This is a genomic window from Leclercia sp. CFBP8987, assembly GCF_034044995.2.
Classification (GTDB): domain Bacteria; phylum Pseudomonadota; class Gammaproteobacteria; order Enterobacterales; family Enterobacteriaceae; genus Enterobacter; species Enterobacter tamurae.
The window spans coordinates 1,144,662-1,165,354 of the sequence record NZ_CM188255.1 but is presented as its reverse complement, the minus strand read 5'-3'; the positions used below and the strand labels follow the sequence as shown (position 1 = coordinate 1,165,354).

Sequence of the window (20,693 nt, the reverse complement as noted above, 5' to 3'; positions counted from 1 at the left end):
CTATTATACAGAAAAATCTTTGTGAGAATGGGGTCAAGTCTCAGGCCAATACCCGGTGCGAAACCGCAGCCTGGGAGTAGCGGGTTAGTCCGTTGAACACGGCAGCTTTTTTTTACGGATAAAAAGGGATAAGGGGACAACTGACAGACTTAAATGGTACGCCCTAAAGGATTCGAACCTTTGACCTACGGCTTAGAAGGCCGTTGCTCTATCCAACTGAGCTAAGGGCGCATGGAAATGCGTGTAGTGCGAGGTGGTGAAACGCCTGGAATTATACGGTCAATGTCTGGTGAGTCAATGCCTTTTGGCGCGATCGCTTCTCTTATATCCTGTTGCCCGTGGTTCCTGAATGAAGACGTCTATTTTTTCGCCATAGCGCCTCCCGCATAACTACGAAATGCCTTAGCCATAATTAAGCCGCGCCTGCTATTTTCGCCCCCCGTTTGCCCGCACACTACCCGCGATGTTCCGGTGCCCGTATGCCGGAACACAACAGGATAGTGAAGTGGGTGCCGCATGCTTTTCTGCTCTGCCAAAAAATGGCCTGATCCGATTGTTGCGCTTAGCTTCTCAAACAGCAGAGGGATGATATGCGCATCAATGTACGCCGCTACCGACGGCGTCGCACGGGAAGTGATTCTATAGGTTTTGCACAACCCCCCTTCAGTGCGCCCTTTTTTGACCGCCTTGTTTACCTGAGCCAGTCCATCAATCAGCGCCGTAAAACAGATGCCCCCTGGCTGGTGCTGGTCACTGACGATCGTTTTCTCTGCGCCGGATTACAGGCTGGCCCCTTCCCACTGAATCACTGCCGTCAGTTTGACACTCTTACGCCTGCAATAAGCACGATCCAGCAGTGGCCCTCGGCAAGGCTGGTGATTGATATGGAGTGCCGGACGCAGCCCCTGATGGATACGCTCGACAGCCTGCGCAGGCTGAGGCTGTATCCCCCCTACACGCCGGTCCATCTGCTGGTGCGTGCAGATGACGTCGACCGACGGCTTTTTTGCCGGGCTGCCGGTCCGTTTAACCTCATTGAACGCCAGTCCTCTGCCGCCCTGCTTCAGCAGAAGCTCTCCCGCAACCATCGCCCCGTCACCTCTGGCAGGGAGTGGTTTACGCGGGAGGAGTGGGCCATTCTGCGCCTGTTAACCTGTGGGGAGTCGTTACGCAATATTGCGTGCCTGTGCGATCGCCCTTACAGCCGCATCGTCTACCGGGTGGGGCGCATCGTCGATAAGCTCGGCCTGCATCGCCGCCAGGCGTTGCTGCACCTGTTGCATCGCCTGGCCGGTTAACACGTTATCCCCTGGATCGTGACGAGATAACTGACGCATTGTTGTAATTTTTATGCATTAATTTAACAACTTACAAACAATAGCAACTATTCCTAATTGCCCCTTCCAGCAACGTTAAATCCCGAGCGACGGGCGCATTGCAACATTTTTGCTCAGTCGTTAAGGTTTGGTTGAGTCGGTTAATATTATGATAATGATGTAAAACAAATTACTTCAGCACTCCTCGCCCTGGGGCACTGAATGGCATGCAGACGATCCTGCGATCCCGGCATGAGGAACGTTTTACGGATGCCAGCGACCATCACAAAATATTAACAATCAGAGGGTTGTATTATTTTTATTATGAGAAAATCACGATAATCCATGCAAATGAAAATTAGTGGATATTTAGCCTCTTTTTAAAATATTCACTTAAATTATCCAGAAGATCATGTTGAGAAAGCGGATGAAGTCAATCTTCAGACTTTTCGCACAACCGTTAAAAGGTATACTAAGTCATATTCCAGCCGTGAATGAAAAATACAATTTCATTTATCTGGATAATTTCTTTTCAGTCACTGCGCTGCGGGACTCTTTTTAGTATGACGTAAACAAGGATGCTTTCGCTCTTTCCAGGGAATAAGAACTATCCTTCCGGCTCACCCGCGCTTAAACAATCTGAGGCATAACAATGAAACCGGCATCCGTCATCATTATGGACGAACACCCTATTGTCAGAATGTCGATAGAAGTCCTGCTACAGAAAAATAAAAATATTACCATCACGCTTAAATCGGGAGACTGTCATGAAGCCCTCGAGCATATCCGTCATCACCCGGTCGATATGGTGATCCTTGATATTGACCTTCCGGGAATGGATGGATTTACCTTATTGAAAAGAATCAAAAAATTAAATAATAAAATCAAAGTCCTGTTCTTGTCGTCAAAATCAGAATCTTTTTATGCCGGGCGAGCCATGCGTGCCGGGGCCAATGGCTTTGTCAGCAAGCGAAAAGATCTGGGTGATATCTATAATGCCGTACAGATGCTGCTCGCAGGATATTCATTCTTTCCTGCCGATACGCTAAATCTTATAAACCATTCAACTACGCGCAAAGGGAATCCGAGCGACATGCCGTTATCCAACCGGGAAGTCACGGTATTGCGTTATCTGGCAAATGGATTATCGAACAAAGAAATTGCTGCACAATTATTACTGAGCAATAAAACAATTAGCGCCCATAAGTCAAATATCTATATGAAATTAGGCGTGCAGAGTATTGTTGAGCTTATTGATTATGCCAAAGATCATGAACTGCTTTAAATAAAGCCCCTCCCTGTCGCACCATAATGTCTCAGGGAGGCTTCACGCTTAATAGTAATTAATCATAAAAGTCGCATCTGAGTCGGCGCGTCCCGGCTGAGGATTGTTAGCCGTGGCAATATAGTTGGCATAAAACGCCAGCTCCGCATTTCCTGCCGCATCCACCGTCACTTCGCGACTGGCCTGCTGAAGCGGCAGCCGCGTTTTGGTGCTATCAAGAATCTCCACCGCCACCGAGCGTGCCTGGCTGGCATCATTCAGGGCCAGCAGTTGATTATCACTGGCATCCGCGATGCCAGAAAAGGTGACTGACGCGGCCCCAGGTGGACAGCCCGTGAGCTTCAGGGTAAAAGGTATCGCCTGCGTCCGGCTGCCCGTGGCACTGAGCTGTCGGGTCGGCCAGCGACCCAGCTGCACCGTTTTGTTGCTGTCACTGCCTTCTGCCACGCACGTAAAATCCACAATGTTGCCGTAGAGCTGAATATTGATATTCCCCAGAGGCGAATCCGCCTGAGCGTGCGGCAGCCACAGCGCGGCGGCGGCCATTACCCCCGTGATCCCTTTACGCATGTTGTCTCCTTACTGATAATCCACGCGCAAATAGCCGCGCGAGGTAAAGCGCCCTTCCGCCGGTTTATGGCCAGTGATACTCACCGGCCACGCCATAATCCCCACCTGTGCTGAGGCGTTATCATCCAGACGGAACGGGATCAGGCTGCCGGGATGGTTGGGTGTAAGTGGAGTACCGGACGCATTCGCCACCACAAATCCCACATCCGGGTTATCGGACACCAGCGTGCTGCCGGAGGCTTTTTCCGCCTCGATGCGCAGGGTCAGCCAGGCGTTGGCCTCGACGTTGGTGCATTTGATGGCCAGGGTTTTGCTCTGCGCCGATACCCCTTCAGGCCGGTTTCCGGCCCCTGCTTTGCTGAACAGCGAGGCGCCGATATCACCGAAATCAAATTCCACGATCTGCCCGACGTTGATCGCGCAGCTCTGCGGCACCTGAATAGTGCCGCTATAGGAGAGGGTATAAACCGGCGAACTGAACGGATCGGAGGAGGTTGTCGTGACGTAGACGCGGAACATCGTTGCACGCGGGATCACCACCATATTGATAAACCGCCGCGTCACTTTCAGGCGGAAGATCAGGCTGGAATCTTGCACCGGAAAGGCCTGGTTCTTCGGCACGTTTGGATGGCTTCCCATCTGGATATAGTTTTGCGGGGGATAAAAGACGCCGGCATAGCTGTCGGTAATTTTCATCGCCCCCTCCAGATACTCATTCAGTCGCAAATATTTATAGTTATCCATCATTGTGGTTATCGGGAAATCCGTGACATAGCTGCGCAGGGTGGTGGTTCCCGTCGTCCCTTTTGGGCAGACCGCCTTGACGCCCACCCACTGGGATTTTTCGCTGAGGGTGACGATTTGCCCCGGCTGGTTATTGGAATGGGTAAAGGTATCCGACAGATCGTAAAAGATATCCGTCGGCACGCCCGTTTCGTTGACGCAAACGCTCGCCAGCGCCTGCGCGGCGGGCAGCAATGCCAGCAGCGGCACCAGCAGGCAGCGGGTATTAATCACAGCGGATCTCCTTAAGCGTGATCGCCTGTTGCAGGCTCTTTTCCGGCAGCGTGTAGGGCGCGCGACACTGTGCATTCGCGCCCTCGCCCCACTGAATTAACAGCTCACCGCTAAGCGGCAGGCCGCTCAGGTAAATTTGCCCGTCCTCCCCCGCCATACTGGTGACACCCGTTTTGCTCTCGCGCACGACGGCACCAAACGGCACCGGCTGGCTGGCGTGGATCACGGTCAGCAAAGCGCGCACGCCGATGCGGGTATCAAAGCTGGCACGCACCAGCGCACCTTTGGTAGGCACCACGCTGCTGACGTTGTTTTCAATGTCGGTGCTGGTGCTCATGGTGTTGGTATTCAGCGCAACGCGGTTGTAGCGATACACCGTGGCGTAGGGCATCACCGCGTAACCGCGCCAGTCGGTTTTCACCCCGGTCTGGTTCTCGATGCTGACGCCCGATGCGCCCGGGGCTTTGATCAGCACGTTGGTATCTCCCAGCGGCTGGCTTAAGGTGACACCATCCGCATGCCCCACCACGCCGCCCGACACCTGCCAGTTGAGATCGTGCTGCTGGCGGGAGTAGTTATACCCGGCCCCCAGTGAGCCGTAAGTGGCCTGCCAGTTGGCACCGGCGCTACCGCTGCCGCCGGTGTGACTATTGTGGCCCTGGGTCAGGCTGTAGCTCAGGTTGTGCTGGTCCAGGAGCGTGCCGCTGATGCCGGTTTGCACGCTGGTATCGCCCCCACGGCTACGGCTCGCCGAGGCTGTCGCCCAGGCACGATCCCACGCGCTGTCGCGGCGAAAACCCTGGCCGGTAAACAGGCTGAACGGAACCGACACATTCAGGGAAACAATATTGTCGGTGCCGCCACTCTCCGCGGCCTGGTTCCACGACCAGGAGACGGAGTAGCTCACCCCCCGGGTGCCGCCAGCATAGCCGAGCTGATACCAGACGCTGGCGTCGCGGTTTCCCCACCAGGTCTGTTCGCTGCCGGAGAGATACACCGAGCCATAATCCCCCAGCGACTGAGAAATATTGACCTGCAGGCGCCCTTTTTTATTCCACGCCAGGTTGTGATAACTCTGCACATCCGGCACGCCGTCATGGTCGCTGTCATCGCCATACTGATAGCCCTCCATCGTGCGCCATGCCACGTCATCGAGGGTGTAAAACCCGGTGGTTGAGTAGCGATAACCCAGCAGCTGGAGGTGTGTCCCCAGGGTGTTCAACGATTTGGCATACAGGAAGCGCAGGGATTGCCCTTCGTGGCGGCTGTCGTCCGCCAGCTGGCTGCGGGCGTGGGTGACATCGAGCGAGAGGGCTCCCCAGTCGCCGAGATTTTTACCCGCCCCAAGGGCCAGCGCCGTGTAACGTGCGGCGAGCTGCGTGCCGCCGTAAAGCGTGTAGCCCTTCGTAAGACCTGCAATCAGCGTCCCCTGGGCGAAGGAGGGTGACTCCTGGTCGCGGTTACCGCTGCGGTAATCTCCGGCAACCAGATCATATTTCAGGCGACCTTCACGCTGCAGCAGCGGCACGGTTGAGTACGGCACGGTGTAGCGTTGCTGGCTGCTGTCGTTCTCTTCCACCGTGACGTCAAGATCGCCGCTTGATGAGGTCGGGTTCAGGTCGGCGATGGCAAAGGCCCCGGCCTGGACATAGCTTTGATAGATTACGTACCCGTTTTGACGGATCACCACTTTGGCCGGCGTTCGCGCGATGCCCCGCACCGTGGGGGCATAGCCCTGCATGCTGTCGGGGTACATGCTGTCCGAGGAGTACAGTCGCCCCCCGCGAAAACCCACGCTGTCAAAGACGTCGTTCCCGGTGTTGCTGTCGCCCACCACCAGCTCGCTTTTCAGGGGAATAATCGTGCGCTGCACCCAGGTGCCAATGTTTTGCCATTCGGTATGCCGACTGCCGTTGCTGCGGGTATCGCGCCACGAGCCGGTGTTACGCAGTCGCCAGGCCCCATAATTCAGCCCGCTTTGCAGGTTCAGATAATAGCTGTCATCGTCAGTTCCCCGGTTGCCGCTGAAGCTGTAGTTCAACAGCATCGCCGGGATGCCCTGATCCCACTGGTCCGGGGGAATGTAGCCGCGGGCGCTGTTGTGCATCGCCACCTGCGGCAGGCTGATGTTCAGGCGTAGCGATGCAAAATTAAAGTCAATTTCACTGCCCGGAATGGCCGTTTTCAGCGGGATACAGTGCCCTGGCGCCACCGTTGCCAGCGCCGGGAACGCGGGCACATTCACCCCCATCCGCTCCAGCATGGCGCGGGTAATACAGGGTGTCAGCCCCCCGGCAGGCGGCGGCGAATCCTCGTCTGCTGCCTCAAAAGGAATATCCAGGGTGCCGATAAACTCATCGTAACGCCAGACGTCAACGCGGTACGTGCCCGGTGCCTGCTGGTGGCCCTGCTCGAAACGCGACAAATCCGCCACATTGGCCGTGCCGTCGGTTAAAAAGGCCGGGTTAAAGTAGCTTTCGCTTTGGCTCAGCGGTGACCAGATCGTGGTTATCAGGGCCACTGCCATCGGGCAATAACATCCTCGCGCGTGCGTCATGATCCTGCCTCTGCTCACAGGCTGACACTGCGGGCTGGCGTAATCGCGCCGTAGTCGTTAACGCTCTGCCAGGAGAGGCTGCCGCTGGCCCCGGCCGGGATCGCCTGCATGGCGTGATTTTTTGGGGCGATCATCAGGTTATCCAGTTTCTGCCCGCCGAGCTGAACATTGACCAGCGTGATGTAATAAGGTGAGGCATTACTCACCTTCAGGTAGTTGCCTGTGCGCGCAAAGCGCAGATGCGACAGGGCTTCCTCCGGGGGCATCTCTAGCCTGGCTGGCCGCACGAAGAGCTTGATCCGCGACAAAATCGCCAGCTGCAGGACGTTTTTGCCTTCCAGACTGGCTTTATTCACCGACGGGATCGCCTTCACGTTCATATAAAAGAGCGATTCGCGATCGGCGGGCAGCGGCGGCCCGGCGTAAATAATCCGCAAGGTGTTCTCACTGTTCGGCTCGCTGACAAACAGCGGTGGCGTCACGGCGAAGGTTTTTTCTTTTTTTCCCTGCTCGTTTTCAATCCAGGCATTAATTAAATAGCGCTCTTGTTTATTGCTGTTGGTCATTGCGAGGGAGGTCTGCTGCGCCTCTGCCGGATAAATAACCCGGGTGGCGCCCAGAGCAATACCTCCCGATGCACAAGCAACCCCGGATAAAAGGCTATAAATAAAATAAACAACCGCGCCCGATTTAACGATCAGGTTCATCACCAGGTTACCTTTAATAAAATATTTACAGATCTGTATGTCGTCAGAAATAAACGTTAGCCAGACACAAGGTAAAAGGTCTCATCCCTGAGACCTGACGCGCTATTATTCGTACTTCATCACGAAGGTTGCGTCGGCGTTTGCCTGGCCGGGTTGGGTGGTCGCCGCGGTCGCTTTATAACGTGCGGCAAAGTTCAGGGTGTTAGAGCCTTCAATCAGCGCCTGGGCCGCAGAGAAGCTGGCGCCATCCGGGGTCAGCGTGCTGGATTTATTGTCGAGGATTTCAATGCCCACGCCTTTTGCCGCGTTGTCGTTGCTGCCGGAAGAGACTGCCAGCAGGGTATCGTCAGTGGCATCAATCTGACCGGTAAAGGCCACGGACGCGGTTTTCGCCACCGCCGGATCGCAGTCGTTCAGTACAATGGTAAACGGGATATTCACCGTGGTGTCGCCCACTTTGGTAAATTTCGCCGTCCGGTACTGCCCCAGATAAACAATCTGATCGGCAGATTTGGTATTTACTGCACAGGCCGCGTTGACTAATTCACCTTTAAAATGCACGGTGCCGCCATTAACCGAAACCGCTGGCGGATCTTCAGCCCAGACTGCGCCAGACATTAATACCAGAGTAGCAACCACAGCCGCTGAAATAGTACTTAAATTCATAGGATTTCCTTTAAATGTAAAAAGCCCTTCCCGATGGCAACCGGAAAGTAGCGTGACTATCACTTGCATAATTGATGCATTATTTTGGACGTGGCTAAAGTAGCCCAGGAATAAAGCGGTGAATATGCCCAAATACTGCCAGTTAACCCGGTTACCTCCTAAAATCGCCTAAGAAAGTACCCATCCCGAATGCGGGGTTATCGGGGGTGCGCGGCAGGCGAATGGTGAAATCTCGCAAAGTGTGACTGACATCAGCCCTCGCTTCTGACAAAATATGCGCAATCCCCCTTTCATACCTTACAGATGGAATCTTCTCTCTGATGGCAGCAAAGATTATTGACGGTAAAACGATTGCGCAGCAGGTGCGCTCTGAGGTTGCGGAAAAAGTGAAGGCGCGTACAGCGGCCGGAAAACGCGCCCCCGGGCTGGCCGTTGTGCTGGTCGGCAGCAACCCGGCATCGCAAATTTATGTCGGCAGCAAGCGTAAAGCCTGCGAAGAGGTGGGCTTTCTCTCCCGCTCATACGATCTGCCGGAAACCACTTCCGAAGCAGAGCTGCTGGAGCTGATTGATACCCTGAACGCCGATAGCGCGATCGACGGCATTCTGGTCCAGCTGCCGCTGCCTGCGGGCATCGACAACGTGAAGGTGCTGGAACGTATTGCGCCGGACAAAGACGTGGACGGTTTCCATCCGTACAACGTTGGCCGTCTGTGCCAGCGTGCGCCACGCCTGCGTCCGTGCACCCCGCGCGGCATCGTAACCCTGCTGGAGCGTTATAACATCGACACCTACGGCCTGAACGCCGTGGTGATTGGCGCGTCCAATATCGTGGGCCGCCCGATGAGCATGGAGCTGCTGCTGGCTGGCTGCACCACCACCGTCACCCACCGCTTTACCAAAAACCTGCGTCAGCACGTCGAAAATGCCGACCTGCTGATCGTGGCCGTGGGCAAACCGGGCTTTATTCCGGGCGAGTGGATCAAGGAAGGGGCGATTGTCGTGGACGTGGGGATTAACCGTCTGGAGAGCGGCAAAGTGGTAGGCGATGTGGTGTACGAAGATGCCGCTGCCCGCGCCTCTTATATCACCCCGGTTCCAGGCGGCGTAGGTCCGATGACCGTCGCCACACTGATTCAGAATACTTTGCAGGCGTGCGAAGAGTATCACGACGTAGAGGAAGCGTAAGATGGCCACTTTTTCATTAGGTAAACACCCGCACGTTGAGCTGTGCGATCTGCTGAAGCTCGAAGGCTGGAGCGAGAGCGGCGCCCAGGCCAAGATCGTCATTGCTGACGGTCTGGTTAAAGTGGATGGCGTGGTAGAGACCCGCAAGCGCTGCAAGATTGTTGCCGGTCAGACAGTCAGTTTTGAAGGTCAGAGCGTGACCGTTACGGCCTGAGTCGTCTGATGCCCGGCGGCGCTTCGCTTGCCGGGCCTACAACCCCCTCCTCTCCAATCCCTCACACCTATCACGGTTAATTATCGATCAACTTCAAATAATCACTATTTCATCTGTTGAAATGTGAAAATTAAGTTGCGCGAATTTCAGGCTTTCATCACGATAAGTAGAACGTTCTACTAAAACGTTCTACTCACTATAACAGCGCTCACAGAGCGCACTCGGGGGAAATCAGCATGAGTCTGATATCAGGGTTTGTTAAATCGTTGTCGAAATTATCAATGATTGGTCGCGCCTTAATGCTGCCGATCTCACTGCTTCCCGCTGCAGGCCTGCTGTTGGCCTTCGGGGATAAGTTCCACCTGCCGCTGATGATGAACGCGGGCGGCGTCATTTTTGATAACCTGCCGATGCTGTTTGCCATCGGTTCGGCCGTCGGGCTGGCATCCGAATCCGGGATCGCGGCGCTGTCGGCGGCGGTGGCGGTGTTTGTCACCAACATCACCATCGGCACCGTACTCGGCATTACGCCGGAGATGGCCTCCCAGGGCGGGAAATACGCCATGGTGGTGGGCATCCCGACGCTGCAGATGGGGGTCTTTGGCGGCCTGCTGTGCGGTATCCTCGCCGCCTGGTGTTATAACCGCTTCCACACCATGCAGTTGCCGGAATTCCTCGGCTTCTTCTCCGGGAAGCGTTTTGTCGCCATTGCAACGGCGTTCCTGTCGTTCCTGATGGGCCTGCTGCTGCCCTATATCTGGCAACATATCCAGGCCGGAATCGATGCCCTGTCGGTGGTGGTTAACGGCGATAACCAGGCGGCATCAACCTTTATCTTTGGTCTGGTGGAACGTGCGCTGATCCCGCTGGGTCTGCACCACATCTGGTATCCGTCGTTCTGGTATTCGTTCGGGGATTACACCACCCAGGCGGGCCAGGTGATCCACGGCGACCAGACTATCTGGTTCAAAATGCTGGAAGAAGGCACCAAATCCTTCAGCAGCGACACCTACCAGAACGCCGGTAAGTTCATGCAGGGCGAGTTCCCGCTGATGCTGTTCGCGCTGCCTGCGGCCTGTCTGGCGATGTACCACGAAGCGCACACCAAAAACAAAAAGATTGCGGCCGGGATCCTGTTCTCTGCGGCACTGACCTGCTTCCTGACCGGGATCACCGAGCCAGTAGAGTTCACCTTTATCTTCGTGGCGCCGATCCTCTACGTCTTTAACGCCATCATGGCGGGCCTGGCATACATGACCATGTACCTGATGCATGCCCATATCGCCAAATCCTTCTCTGCCGGCTTTATCGACTACCTGTCGTTCGGGATCCTGCCGTCGTTTAACGGCTACCAGACCAACTTCCTCAACGCCATTATCATCGGGATCCCGATGGCGCTGATCTACTACTTCACCTTCCGCTTTGTGATCCGTCGTTTCGACGTGAAAACGCCGGGCCGTACTGAAGTCACCGCCAATGCGAATGACAAAACGGATAGCGAAATCGCCACCGAAATCATCGGCCTGCTGGGCGGGGCGCAGAACATCGACTCCGTCGGCTCCTGCATCACCCGTCTGCGTCTGGAAGTGGCGAAGAGCGAGATGGTGGATAAAGACGGTCTGAACGGCCTCGGCGCACGCGGCGTGGTCTTCGTCGGCGACTCCGGCATTCAGGTTATCTTTGGCGCCAGGGCGCAGTTTATCGCCCAGACGATGTCCACCATGATCGGTAAATAATAAGCTGCCTGACCGACACGTCTCCTGTATCTTACGGGAGACGTTGTCTTATCGGGCATTTCAGGGAGAAGATGTGAAGAAGGTCAGCATCATTGATGTCGCCAGAGAGGCAGGGGTTTCCGTCTCCACCGTCTCGCTGGTCCTGCGTCAGAAAGGAAAGATCTCCGAGGCGACGATCGACAAAGTCAATGCCGCCATCACCGCCCTGGGCTACGTGCATAACATTGCCGCTGCCAACCTTCGCGCCAACACCTCTAATCTTATCGGTTTGATCCTGCGCGACTTCAGCGACAGCTTTTCCATCAAGGTGATGGCGAGCATCGTCCAGGAGCTGGAGAAGCAGGGTTATATGGTTTTTCTCGGCCAGCCGCTGAACGATGGCGAGCACCTGGAGCGCTGCCTGCTCTCTTTTAAGCAGCAGGGCGTCGCCGGGGTGATCTACCTGGCGTCTGACACCCGTCATGCCGCTCTCCCGGCGTTGATCCGTCAGTGTCCGCTGCCGCTGGTGGCGGTGTCGCAGTCGCTGCTGGATGAAAACTGCAATCTGGTGATGCGCGATAACCGCCAGGCGGCGCATCTGGCCACCCGCTATCTGATTGAGCGCGGCCATCGCAATATCGCCTATATCGGCGGGATGGAAGGGGATCTGATCCGCGAGCAGCGTCTGCTCGGTTTTCGCAGCGCGATGACGCAAAACGGGCTGGTGTTCCGGGATGAATCCGCTCCCGCCTGCAGCGACGATACACGGGCGGTAAGTTTCGCCACCCGGCAGCTGCTGGAGAAAAACAACACCATCACCGCCCTGCTCTGCCACTCGCCGGATGCGATGATCGGCTCCATCTCGGGTATTCACCACGTGGGCCGCACGGTGGGGAAAGATGTGTTTCTGACCCAGCAGGTGGCGCTGGTGGGGTTTGAGGATATGCTGCACGTCAACCTGACCTCGCCGTCCTTTACCTATGTCTCCTCCGCCAGCGAAGAGACGGGCCGTCAGGCGGCAGGGCTGATGATCCGCAAGCTGAAAGAGCCTGAACTGCAAACCCAGCGCATTACCCTGTCAGGGCAGCTGATCGCCCGTGAGTCGGCATAATTCAGATTTACGCCCGGCTCTGCGGTTAGCCGCGCTCTGCTATATTTCCATGATTTGCCATGGATAATTGTTATGCCAACCATCATTACCCACGCCGCGGTGCCGATTTGCCTGGGCTTAGGGCTGGGCACCCGGGTTATTCCCCCTCGCCTGCTGTTTGCCGGGATTGTCCTCGCCATGCTGCCGGATGCCGACGTGCTGTCGTTTAAGTTCGGCGTCGCCTACGGCAATATTTTTGGTCATCGCGGCTTTACCCACTCTCTGCTGTTCGCTTTTGTGGTGCCGTTACTCTGCGTGTTAGTCGCCCGACGATGGTTCAGGGCCGGCCTGGTACGCTGCTGGCTGTTTTTAACGGTATCGCTGCTGTCACACAGCCTGCTGGACTCGGTGACGACGGGCGGGAAAGGGGTCGGCTGGCTGTGGCCGTGGTCGGATGAACGCTTCTTTGCGCCCTGGCAGGTGATCAAGGTCGCGCCCTTTGCGCTGTCGCGCTACACCACGCCTTACGGGCATCAGGTGATTCTTTCGGAACTGCTGTGGGTGTGGCTGCCGGGGGTGGTGCTGATGGGGTTGTTGTGGTGGCGGCGGCGGTAAAAAAAGCCGGGTGGCGCTGCGCTTACCCGGCCTACGTTCTATTCCCTCTCCCCTATGGGGAGAGGGTTAGGGTGAGGGGTTACTTACGGCGCCAGGTGGTGCCCTGCGGGCCATCTTCCAGAATGATCCCCATCTCGGTGAGACGGTTACGCGCGGCATCGGCTGCGGCCCAGTCTTTCGCCTGACGGGCTTCCAGACGGGCTTTGATCAGCGCTTCAATCTCCGCCACTTCGCCATCATCCGCCTGAGCACCGCTCTGGAGGAACACTTCCGGCGCCTGCTCCAGCAGACCCAGCACGCCAGCCAGCTTACGCATATGGGAGGCCAGCGCGTTAGCGGCATGGGCATCTTCGCCTTTCAGACGGTTCACTTCACGGGCCATATCAAACAGCGCCGAGTAGGCTTCCGGGGTGTTGAAGTCGTCGTTCATCGCTTCGACAAAACGGGCTTCGAACGCCTCGCCACCGGCCGCCGCTACGGAAGTGTCGGTTCCGCGCAGGGCGGTGTACAGACGCTCCAGGGCGGAACGCGCCTGCTTGAGGTTCTCTTCGCTGTAGTTCAGCTGGCTGCGATAGTGGCCAGACATCAGGAAGTAGCGGATGGTTTCGGCATCGTAATACTTCAGCACGTCGCGCACGGTGAAGAAGTTGCCCAGCGATTTAGACATCTTCTCGCGGTCAATCATCACCATCCCGGAGTGCATCCAGTAGTTCACATACTCGCCGTCGTGGGCGCAGGTGGACTGGGCAATTTCGTTTTCATGGTGCGGGAACATCAGGTCTGAACCGCCGCCGTGAATGTCGAAGTGGTTACCCAGCTGTTTGCAGTTCATGGCTGAACATTCGATATGCCAGCCTGGACGGCCCGCGCCCCACGGCGATGGCCAGCTTGGCTCGCCCTCTTTGGACATCTTCCACAGCACGAAGTCCATCGGGTTGTGCTTCACGTCAACCACGTCCACGCGCGCCCCGGCCTGGAGCTGATCCAGGTCCTGACGGGAGAGCTGGCCGTAGTGCGGATCGGTCGGGACGTCGAACATCACGTCGCCGTTGTCCGCCACGTAGGCGTGACCTTTGGCAATCAGCTGTTCGGTGATCTCAATGATCTCAGGGATATGGTGCGTGGCACGCGGCTCGAGGTCCGGGCGCAGGATATTCAGCGCATCAAAATCCTTGTGCATTTCGGCAATCATGCGATCGACTAACGCGACGAAGTTTTCACCGTTCTCGTTAGCACGCTTGATAATTTTGTCGTCGATATCGGTGATATTGCGTACATACTTAAGGTTGTACCCGAGGAAACGCAGATAGCGTGACACTACGTCGAAGGCGACGAAGGTACGGCCATGGCCGATATGACAGAGATCGTAAACGGTAATACCACACACGTACATGCCGACTTCCCCGGCATGAATAGGTTTGAATTCCTCTTTTTGGCGCGTCAGTGTGTTGAAGATTTTTAACATCGAAGATTCCATGTGAGACGTGTGTGGGTGAAAACGGCATATTCTACACGCAAAATCATTTAAGTTGCATCAAGGCGGCAAGCGAAGAAATCCCCGGGAGCATAGATAACTATGTGACCGGGGTTTCTGAACGCAGCCAACGATGAGGCAGCTTAAAGGATGAGGCGTGTACCCGTAATTCAAACGCGAAGCAGCACACAATGCAAGGTGATCGCGCCGTGAGGTTATGCTATAACAAGCGCTTATTGTGGCCCCCCGCGGGGTCGAAGCACCACTATAAACGGAACAGGATGCAAAAATGGTTACTTTCCACACTAATCATGGCGATATCGTAATCAAGACCTTTGATGACAAAGCGCCTGAAACAGTTAAAAACTTCCTGGACTACTGCCGCGAAGGTTTCTACAACAACACCATTTTCCACCGTGTTATTAACGGTTTCATGATTCAGGGCGGCGGTTTTGAGCCTGGCATGAACCAGAAAGAGACCAAAGCGGCGATCAAAAACGAAGCCAACAACGGTCTGAAAAACACCCGTGGTACGCTGGCAATGGCCCGTACTCAGGCTCCGCACTCTGCAACCGCGCAGTTCTTCATCAACGTGGCAGACAACGACTTCCTGAACTTCTCCGGCGAAAGCCTGCAGGGTTGGGGCTACTGCGTGTTCGCAGAAGTGGTTGAAGGCATGGACGTTGTTGAGAAGATCAAAGGCGTTTCTACCGGCCGCAGCGGTATGCACCAGGACGTTCCAAAAGAAGACGTAGTGATCACAAGCGTGACCGTCAGCGAATAATTCGTGGCGACACTCTTTATTGCAGATCTGCATCTGCAAACAGAAGAACCGGCGATCACCGCCGGTTTTCTGCGTTTTTTACAGGGTGAAGCCCGGCATGCCGATGCGCTTTACATCCTCGGGGATCTGTTCGAAGCCTGGATTGGCGACGACGATCCCAACCCGCTGCACCGCGAGATAGCAAGTGCGCTTAAAACGCTGGTTGATTCCGGCGTCCCCTGCTTCTTTATCCACGGCAACCGCGACTTTCTGATCGGCAAGCGTTTTGCCCGTGAAAGCGGCATGACCCTGCTGGCGGAAGAGACCGTCCTCGACCTGTATGGCCGCCGCGTGCTGATTATGCATGGCGACACCCTCTGCACCGACGATACCGGCTATCTGGCTTTTCGCGCTAAAGTGCATACCCCCTGGATCCAGACCCTGTTTCTCGCCCTGCCGCTGTTTATCCGCAGCCGCATTGCGGCGAAGATGCGCGCCGGCAGTAAAGCCGCCAACAGCAGTAAATCGATGACCATCATGGACGTCAATCCGCAGGCGGTCGTCAGCGTGATGGAGAAACATCAGGTGCAGTGGCTGATCCACGGCCATACCCATCGCCCGGACGTGCACGATCTGACCGTCAACGGCGAGCCCGCTCACCGCGTGGTGTTAGGGGCCTGGCACACCGAAGGCTCGATGATCAAGGTCACGCCCGAAGGCGTGGAACTGATCGCTTTCCCATTCTGAATTCCCCCGCCCGAAAATCATTCAATTTTTTTGAATAGTATCGGCAAATTGTTTTGATTTTAATCACACTCTGGTCGGCCTATGATTACTCACATCAGGGCAACAACGCCCTACCCCAAACAAAATCATTTAAGGAATACGACCATGAAATCCATCAAAACTTTCGTTGCAGTTGCCGCGCTTTCTCTGATCTCTTTCGGTTCTTTCGCTCAGAGCGTCAGCGCTACCGCCTCTACCCTGGACCGTGCCGAAGCGCAAATTGCCGCCCAGGCCGCTAAAGAAGGCGCCGCGTACAAAATCACCAGCGCCCAGTTCGACAACCGCGTGCACATGACCGCTGAACTGACTAAATAATTTAACTGATTGCCGTGCCGCCAGATAAGAGCCCAGCGACAGCGACAATACGATGAAGAAGGAAAAGAGAATGAAAAATATCAGCATCGTCAGCGCCCTGCTGCTGGCCGCTTCACTGTCATCTGGCGCAATGGCTGCAGAGCATCACGTCTCCATGCCGGAGGCCGGGTCGAATATCGACACCAGGTTCCAGCAGAATCATATTGATGTGAACCATGCCTTCGACAAAGAGAACCTGACCGCAGGCAATCTCCTGTAACGATAGCGTAAGCCTCCTGTGAAAAGACCGCCGAAAGGCGGTTTTTTTGTTCCTGCAACAGACGGACGTTGGCAGAAGTTTTAGCCGCGCAACCGTTTTCCTTGCCTAGCTATCGTGCTATTCTCTGTCACCTCAAAAGCCGAGAATTGAGCACCACAGGAGTTTTAAGACGCATGTCTTCCAGCAATAATCCGGCGCGTGTCGCCATCGTGATGGGGTCCAAAAGCGACTGGGCTACCATGCAGTTCGCCGCCGAAATCTTTGACATCCTGAACGTTCCTCACCACGTTGAAGTGGTCTCCGCACACCGCACCCCCGATAAACTGTTCAGCTTCGCCGAAGGCGCAGAAGAGAACGGTTATCAGGTGATTATTGCCGGTGCCGGCGGGGCTGCGCATCTGCCCGGCATGATTGCCGCCAAAACCCTGGTGCCGGTGCTCGGCGTCCCGGTACAAAGTGCTGCCCTGAGCGGCGTCGATAGCCTCTACTCCATCGTGCAGATGCCGCGCGGCATTCCGGTGGGGACGCTGGCGATTGGTAAAGCCGGTGCCGCTAACGCTGCTCTGCTTGCCGCACAGATCCTCGCCACTCATGATAAAGAACTGCATCAGCGCCTGGTCGCATGGCGTACCGCCCAGACCGACGAGGTACTGGAGAACCCGGACCCGCGAGGTGCGGCATGAAACAGGTGTGCGTCCTCGGTAACGGTCAGTTAGGCCGCATGCTGCGTCAGGCCGGTGAACCGCTGGGGATCGCCGTCTGGCCGGTCGGGCTGGACGATGAACCCGAAGCCGTGCCCTTCCAGCAGAGCGTGATCACCGCAGAGATTGAGCGCTGGCCGGAAACTGCCCTCACCCGTGAACTGGCTCGCCATAACGCCTTCGTTAACCGCGACGTCTTCCCGATCATTGCCGACCGTCTGACGCAAAAGCAGCTGTTCGACGATCTGCACCTTGCCACCGCGCCGTGGCAGTTGCTGACGGATAAAAACCAGTGGTCCGGCGTGTTTGCCACCCTGGGCGAGCTGGCAATCGTCAAGCGCCGCGTCGGCGGCTACGACGGACGCGGCCAGTGGCGTCTGCGCGACGGTGAAACCGACCAGTTGCCGGATGAGTGCTACGGGGAGTGCATCGTTGAGCAGGGGATTAACTTCAGCGGCGAAGTGTCGCTGGTGGGTGCCCGCGGCCACGACGGCAGCACCGTCTTTTATCCCCTGACCCACAACCTGCATCAGGACGGCATTCTGCGCACCAGCGTGGTCTTCCCGCAGGCCAATGCGGCTCAGCAGGCGCAGGCCGAAAGTATGCTCTCGGCGATTATGCAGGAGCTGGGCTACGTCGGCGTAATGGCGATGGAGTGCTTTGTCACCCCGGATGGCCTGCTGATCAACGAGCTGGCCCCGCGCGTGCATAACAGCGGCCACTGGACGCAAAACGGTGCCTCCATCAGCCAGTTTGAGCTGCACCTGCGCGCCATTACCAGGTTGCCGCTGCCGCAGCCGGTGGTCAACAGCCCGTCAGTGATGATCAACCTGATCGGTACCGATCTGAACTACGACTGGCTGAATCTGCCCCTGGTGCATCTGCACTGGTATGACAAAGAGGTTCGTCCAGGGCGTAAAGTCGGCCACCTCAACCTGAACGACAGCGATATTTCTCGCCTGAGCGCAACGCTCGACGCCATTGTGCCTCTACTGCCGCCGGAGTACGCCAGCGGTATCGCCTGGGCGCAGTCCACGCTGAGTTAAGCCCCACCGCCGGGGAGTTGCTATTCCCCTTCCCCGGCGTAAAATCCTGCCCATCGCTGTTTTGAGGGATCCTTATGAACGATGGGACGGACTACCGCGCCATTCTTACTTCCGACACGCCAGTAATTGATGTGCGTGCCCCCGTGGAATTTGCTCAGGGCGCCATGCCTGCGGCTATCAACCTGCCGTTAATGAATGACGACGAACGCGCCGCCGTGGGCACCTGCTATAAACGCCAGGGGCCGGAGGCGGCGCTTGCGCTCGGCCATAGGCTGGTGAGCGGCGAGACGCGCAATCAGCGCCTCGAGGCCTGGCGTGCCGCCTGTCTCGCGCAACCCCAGGGGTATCTCTGTTGCGCCCGGGGCGGGCAGCGCTCGCATATCGTGCAGGCATGGCTGAAAGAGGCTGGCGTCGATTACCCGCTGATCCACGGGGGCTACAAAGCCCTGCGCCAGGCGGCAATACAGGCTACCGTCGAGCAGGTGCAAAAACCGACCGTGCTGATTGGCGGCTGTACCGGCAGCGGCAAAACGCTGCTTGTGAAGGCCCGGCCTGACGGGATTGACCTCGAAGGGCTGGCGCACCATCGCGGTTCGTCGTTTGGCCGCACGCTGACGCCGCAGCTTTCGCAGGCCAGCTTTGAAAACCATCTCGCGGTGGAGCTGCTGAAAAAGGACGCCGCGCGCTGGGTGCTGGAAGACGAGGGGCGGATGATTGGCTCTAACCACCTGCCGGAGTGCCTGCGTGACCGCATGGTGCAGTCGCCGATTGCGGTGGTGGAAGATCCGTTCGAGGCGCGTCTGGAGCGTCTGCGGGAAGAGTATTTCGAGCAGATGTGGCAGGCTTTTCGCACTGCGCGGGGCGAAGAGGCGGGCTGGATTGAGTACGGTGAGTACCTGCACCACGGTCTGTTTGCCATCCGCCGTCGGCTGGGATTACAGCGTTTTGCTGAATTAACGGCCCTGCTGGATAGCGCGCTCGTCGAGCAACAGCGCACAGGTGATACCGAAGCGCACTTTAGCTGGCTGGCACCGCTGCTGAACGATTATTACGATCCGATGTATCGCTTTCAGCTGGAGAAGAAGGCGGACAAGATTGTTTATCGTGGGACGTTTGAGGACGTAGCTGGCTGGCTGAGTCGTTGAAAAAAGCCGGATGCGCTAACGCTTATCCGGCCTACAAGTTCTACCCGACTATTCCCTCTCCCTTTCAGGGAGAGGGTTAGGGTGAGGGTTAGAAGTCGTAACGCAGACGCACCAGGTTCATATCGCCCAGATCGTCGGTGCTGGAGGTGAACACGTGCTCATAATCCACACGGAAACCGTAATCCAGCTGGAAGCTGATACCCACGCCGTTGTCGATGCGCTGGTAGTTGCGGCCATTCATGGTTTCAATGCGATCGCCCATGAAGTAAGGCTGGATGGATTTCACCGCATACTGGCCAATCGGGAATTTATAGCCCGCAAAGTACTCAATCCCCCACGCATCGCCCGCGAAGTAGTCATTTACTGACACTTTTTTGCTGGTCGTAAAGTTCTGATACCAGCCGCCGCCTGCGGAGAAGGTCCAGTTGTCCGGGGTCCAGCTCAGCGCGGTACCGAGGATGTTCTGATCCCAGGACTTGCTGTCGCCGTTATCCGGGTTACGCATGTCGGCACGGGTGTAGTTCCAGGCCGCGCCCCAGGTCAGGTCGGTGGTCAGACGATAATCCACACCCAGCGAGCCGCCGCCTTTACGCTTGTAACGCAGGCCGTTGCCCGGCAGATATTCGCTGTCTTCGAACAGGTAAGAGGCGTAGATGTCCGCATCGCCGAGGGTTTTCTTGTACTTCAGCATCTGGCGTGAACGGTAAGAGCCGTCGTAGTCGCCGTTGATGCCGTTACCCGGTGCCTGGCCGATCATGTCGTAGTCCCAGATATCGGTTTTCGCGCCCACCACATCATAGTAAACGCTGTTCTGCTGGCCGAAGGTCAGAGTACCCCAGGTGTCGCTTTTCAGGCCGGTGTAGAGCATACGGCGGGAGGTGTCGTGCGCACCGTCGGCATGGTGATTGTCCCAGTTGAACTGGGCCGGAATGTTCACGCCCAGCTCGTAATAGCTGATCCAGCTGATGTCATCAAAAAGGTAGTAATCTGCTGCGAAACGGAAGCGGGTGCCGCCGTCAAAGCCGTTACGCTTGTAGCTGTTCTTGCCGTCGTCGCCGGTCATGTTCTGGAACTGAGGACGGATACTGCCGCCCACGGTGAAATTCAGACGGCTCAGCGGGTCACCCGCCTGCGGATCTTGTTTCAGTACGATGATTTCAGCCTGGGATGCAAAAGACGCCAACGCCACTGCTGCGCCGATCGTTACCGCCAGCGCTTTTTTAGTTATGGTCATTATTTTTCCTTGATAGACACACTGCCATTTA

At 56.5% G+C, this 20,693-nt stretch carries 21 protein-coding genes and 1 tRNA gene; 14 read left to right on the top strand and 8 right to left on the bottom strand.

The genetic code is table 11. The features are described 5' to 3' along the window. Positions 1 to 154 precede the first annotated feature (154 nt). Positions 155 to 231, bottom strand: a tRNA-Arg gene (locus SOM40_RS05435). Between the two features lie 359 nt (positions 232 to 590). On the opposite strand from SOM40_RS05435, the gene SOM40_RS05430 reads away from it, so the two are divergent. Together SOM40_RS05430 and fimZ are read left to right on the top strand one after the other, a co-directional pair. Further along, on the top strand, positions 591 to 1,298 hold the full coding sequence (locus SOM40_RS05430; protein WP_320530654.1) for a DNA-binding response regulator: 708 nt from the start codon (positions 591 to 593) through the stop codon (positions 1,296 to 1,298). Between the two features lie 670 nt (positions 1,299 to 1,968). After that, positions 1,969 to 2,601: a fimbria biosynthesis transcriptional regulator FimZ gene (fimZ, locus tag SOM40_RS05425; RefSeq protein WP_320530653.1), complete on the top strand. Its 633-nt coding sequence runs from the start codon at positions 1,969 to 1,971 to the stop codon at positions 2,599 to 2,601. A gap of 48 nt (positions 2,602 to 2,649) precedes the next feature. On the opposite strand, the gene sfmF is transcribed toward fimZ, so the two are convergent. The 5 genes from sfmF to fimA form a co-directional block, all read right to left on the bottom strand. Then, the gene (gene sfmF, locus SOM40_RS05420; protein ID WP_320530652.1) at positions 2,650 to 3,171 is read right to left on the bottom strand and encodes a fimbria assembly protein; all 522 of its coding nucleotides are present in this window, start codon (positions 3,169 to 3,171) and stop codon (positions 2,650 to 2,652) included. 9 nt (positions 3,172 to 3,180) lie between these two features. Then, positions 3,181 to 4,188, bottom strand: coding sequence for a type 1 fimbria D-mannose specific adhesin FimH (gene fimH / locus SOM40_RS05415; protein ID WP_320530651.1), 1,008 nt, complete (start codon positions 4,186 to 4,188; stop codon positions 3,181 to 3,183). Then, complete coding sequence (locus SOM40_RS05410) at positions 4,181 to 6,715, bottom strand: fimbrial biogenesis usher protein (protein WP_414672287.1); 2,535 nt, start codon at positions 6,713 to 6,715, stop codon at positions 4,181 to 4,183. The genes fimH and SOM40_RS05410 overlap by 8 nt, the downstream gene beginning before the upstream one ends. A 44-nt stretch (positions 6,716 to 6,759) precedes the next feature. Further along, positions 6,760 to 7,452, bottom strand: a complete 693-nt coding sequence (gene fimC / locus SOM40_RS05405; protein ID WP_320530649.1) for a type 1 fimbria chaperone FimC — start codon at positions 7,450 to 7,452, stop codon at positions 6,760 to 6,762. Positions 7,453 to 7,557: 105 nt separating this feature from the next. Next, positions 7,558 to 8,118 carry a type 1 fimbrial major subunit FimA gene (gene fimA, locus SOM40_RS05400; RefSeq protein WP_320530648.1) on the bottom strand — a complete coding sequence of 187 codons (561 nt, stop codon included), beginning with the start codon at positions 8,116 to 8,118 and terminating at the stop codon, positions 7,558 to 7,560. A 320-nt stretch (positions 8,119 to 8,438) separates the two neighbouring features. Here fimA and folD point away from each other — a divergent pair, with 320 nt between their 5' ends. The 5 genes from folD to SOM40_RS05375 all read left to right on the top strand — a co-directional run bounded on the left by folD (position 8,439) and on the right by SOM40_RS05375 (position 12,939). Next, entirely contained in the window at positions 8,439 to 9,305 is an 867-nt protein-coding gene (gene folD / locus SOM40_RS05395; protein ID WP_166181774.1) for a bifunctional methylenetetrahydrofolate dehydrogenase/methenyltetrahydrofolate cyclohydrolase FolD, read from the top strand. A gap of 1 nt (position 9,306) precedes the next feature. Beyond that, positions 9,307 to 9,519 carry a ribosome-associated protein YbcJ gene (ybcJ, locus tag SOM40_RS05390; protein ID WP_023334767.1) on the top strand — a complete coding sequence of 71 codons (213 nt, stop codon included), beginning with the start codon at positions 9,307 to 9,309 and terminating at the stop codon, positions 9,517 to 9,519. Between the two features lie 236 nt (positions 9,520 to 9,755). Beyond that, a complete protein-coding gene (locus SOM40_RS05385; RefSeq protein WP_106992228.1) occupies positions 9,756 to 11,255 on the top strand; it encodes a PTS transporter subunit EIIC in 1,500 nt (499 codons plus the stop codon). Between the two features lie 73 nt (positions 11,256 to 11,328). Beyond that, positions 11,329 to 12,345, top strand: coding sequence for a Mal regulon transcriptional regulator MalI (malI, locus tag SOM40_RS05380; RefSeq protein WP_320530647.1), 1,017 nt, complete (start codon positions 11,329 to 11,331; stop codon positions 12,343 to 12,345). Between the two features lie 72 nt (positions 12,346 to 12,417). Further along, a complete protein-coding gene (locus SOM40_RS05375) occupies positions 12,418 to 12,939 on the top strand; it encodes a metal-dependent hydrolase (protein WP_106992226.1) in 522 nt (173 codons plus the stop codon). A 79-nt stretch (positions 12,940 to 13,018) separates the two neighbouring features. Here SOM40_RS05375 and cysS read toward each other — a convergent pair whose 3' ends face one another. Next, positions 13,019 to 14,404 carry a cysteine--tRNA ligase gene (cysS, locus tag SOM40_RS05370; protein WP_320530646.1) on the bottom strand — a complete coding sequence of 462 codons (1,386 nt, stop codon included), beginning with the start codon at positions 14,402 to 14,404 and terminating at the stop codon, positions 13,019 to 13,021. A gap of 298 nt (positions 14,405 to 14,702) precedes the next feature. Here cysS and ppiB point away from each other — a divergent pair, with 298 nt between their 5' ends. The 7 genes from ppiB to mnmH all read left to right on the top strand — a co-directional run bounded on the left by ppiB (position 14,703) and on the right by mnmH (position 19,428). After that, positions 14,703 to 15,197 (top strand): peptidylprolyl isomerase B, encoded by a 495-nt coding sequence (ppiB, locus tag SOM40_RS05365; protein WP_106992224.1) that lies wholly within the window; start codon positions 14,703 to 14,705, stop codon positions 15,195 to 15,197. A 3-nt stretch (positions 15,198 to 15,200) separates the two neighbouring features. Further along, a complete protein-coding gene (gene lpxH / locus SOM40_RS05360; RefSeq protein WP_262662484.1) occupies positions 15,201 to 15,923 on the top strand; it encodes a UDP-2,3-diacylglucosamine diphosphatase in 723 nt (240 codons plus the stop codon). 144 nt (positions 15,924 to 16,067) lie between these two features. Then, entirely contained in the window at positions 16,068 to 16,277 is a 210-nt protein-coding gene (locus SOM40_RS05355) for a YdgH/BhsA/McbA-like domain containing protein (RefSeq protein ID WP_106992222.1), read from the top strand. A gap of 70 nt (positions 16,278 to 16,347) precedes the next feature. Further along, positions 16,348 to 16,536, top strand: coding sequence for a hypothetical protein (locus tag SOM40_RS05350; RefSeq protein WP_106992221.1), 189 nt, complete (start codon positions 16,348 to 16,350; stop codon positions 16,534 to 16,536). 173 nt (positions 16,537 to 16,709) lie between these two features. Next, a complete protein-coding gene (gene purE / locus SOM40_RS05345; RefSeq protein WP_032616904.1) occupies positions 16,710 to 17,219 on the top strand; it encodes a 5-(carboxyamino)imidazole ribonucleotide mutase in 510 nt (169 codons plus the stop codon). After that, positions 17,216 to 18,283, top strand: a complete 1,068-nt coding sequence (purK, locus tag SOM40_RS05340) for a 5-(carboxyamino)imidazole ribonucleotide synthase (RefSeq protein ID WP_320530645.1) — start codon at positions 17,216 to 17,218, stop codon at positions 18,281 to 18,283. Before purE ends, purK begins: the two co-directional genes overlap by 4 nt. Positions 18,284 to 18,357: 74 nt before the next feature. After that, entirely contained in the window at positions 18,358 to 19,428 is a 1,071-nt protein-coding gene (mnmH, locus tag SOM40_RS05335; protein ID WP_320530644.1) for a tRNA 2-selenouridine(34) synthase MnmH, read from the top strand. Positions 19,429 to 19,516: 88 nt separating this feature from the next. On the opposite strand, the gene SOM40_RS05330 is transcribed toward mnmH, so the two are convergent. Further along, positions 19,517 to 20,662, bottom strand: coding sequence for a porin (locus SOM40_RS05330; RefSeq protein WP_320530643.1), 1,146 nt, complete (start codon positions 20,660 to 20,662; stop codon positions 19,517 to 19,519). Between the last annotated feature and the right edge of the window lie 31 nt (positions 20,663 to 20,693).

Bases quoted from the DNA above. Each gene is read 5' to 3' on its own strand.
- folD (WP_166181774.1), top strand. From the start codon at position 8,439: ATGGCAGCAAAGATTATTGACGGTAAAACGATTGCGCAGCAGGTGCGC.
- SOM40_RS05385 (WP_106992228.1), top strand. From the start codon at position 9,756: ATGAGTCTGATATCAGGGTTTGTTAAATCGTTGTCGAAATTATCAATG.
- SOM40_RS05430 (WP_320530654.1), top strand. From the start codon at position 591: ATGCGCATCAATGTACGCCGCTACCGACGGCGTCGCACGGGAAGTGAT.
- ppiB (WP_106992224.1), top strand. From the start codon at position 14,703: ATGGTTACTTTCCACACTAATCATGGCGATATCGTAATCAAGACCTTT.
- mnmH (WP_320530644.1), top strand. From the start codon at position 18,358: ATGAACGATGGGACGGACTACCGCGCCATTCTTACTTCCGACACGCCA.
- SOM40_RS05375 (WP_106992226.1), top strand. From the start codon at position 12,418: ATGCCAACCATCATTACCCACGCCGCGGTGCCGATTTGCCTGGGCTTA.
- cysS (WP_320530646.1), bottom strand. From the start codon at position 14,404: ATGTTAAAAATCTTCAACACACTGACGCGCCAAAAAGAGGAATTCAAA.
- fimZ (WP_320530653.1), top strand. From the start codon at position 1,969: ATGAAACCGGCATCCGTCATCATTATGGACGAACACCCTATTGTCAGA.
- SOM40_RS05350 (WP_106992221.1), top strand. From the start codon at position 16,348: ATGAAAAATATCAGCATCGTCAGCGCCCTGCTGCTGGCCGCTTCACTG.
- fimC (WP_320530649.1), bottom strand. From the start codon at position 7,452: ATGAACCTGATCGTTAAATCGGGCGCGGTTGTTTATTTTATTTATAGC.
- sfmF (WP_320530652.1), bottom strand. From the start codon at position 3,171: ATGCGTAAAGGGATCACGGGGGTAATGGCCGCCGCCGCGCTGTGGCTG.
- fimA (WP_320530648.1), bottom strand. From the start codon at position 8,118: ATGAATTTAAGTACTATTTCAGCGGCTGTGGTTGCTACTCTGGTATTA.
- SOM40_RS05330 (WP_320530643.1), bottom strand. From the start codon at position 20,662: ATGACCATAACTAAAAAAGCGCTGGCGGTAACGATCGGCGCAGCAGTG.
- SOM40_RS05410 (WP_414672287.1), bottom strand. From the start codon at position 6,715: ATGGCAGTGGCCCTGATAACCACGATCTGGTCACCGCTGAGCCAAAGC.
- ybcJ (WP_023334767.1), top strand. From the start codon at position 9,307: ATGGCCACTTTTTCATTAGGTAAACACCCGCACGTTGAGCTGTGCGAT.
- purK (WP_320530645.1), top strand. From the start codon at position 17,216: ATGAAACAGGTGTGCGTCCTCGGTAACGGTCAGTTAGGCCGCATGCTG.
- purE (WP_032616904.1), top strand. From the start codon at position 16,710: ATGTCTTCCAGCAATAATCCGGCGCGTGTCGCCATCGTGATGGGGTCC.
- SOM40_RS05355 (WP_106992222.1), top strand. From the start codon at position 16,068: ATGAAATCCATCAAAACTTTCGTTGCAGTTGCCGCGCTTTCTCTGATC.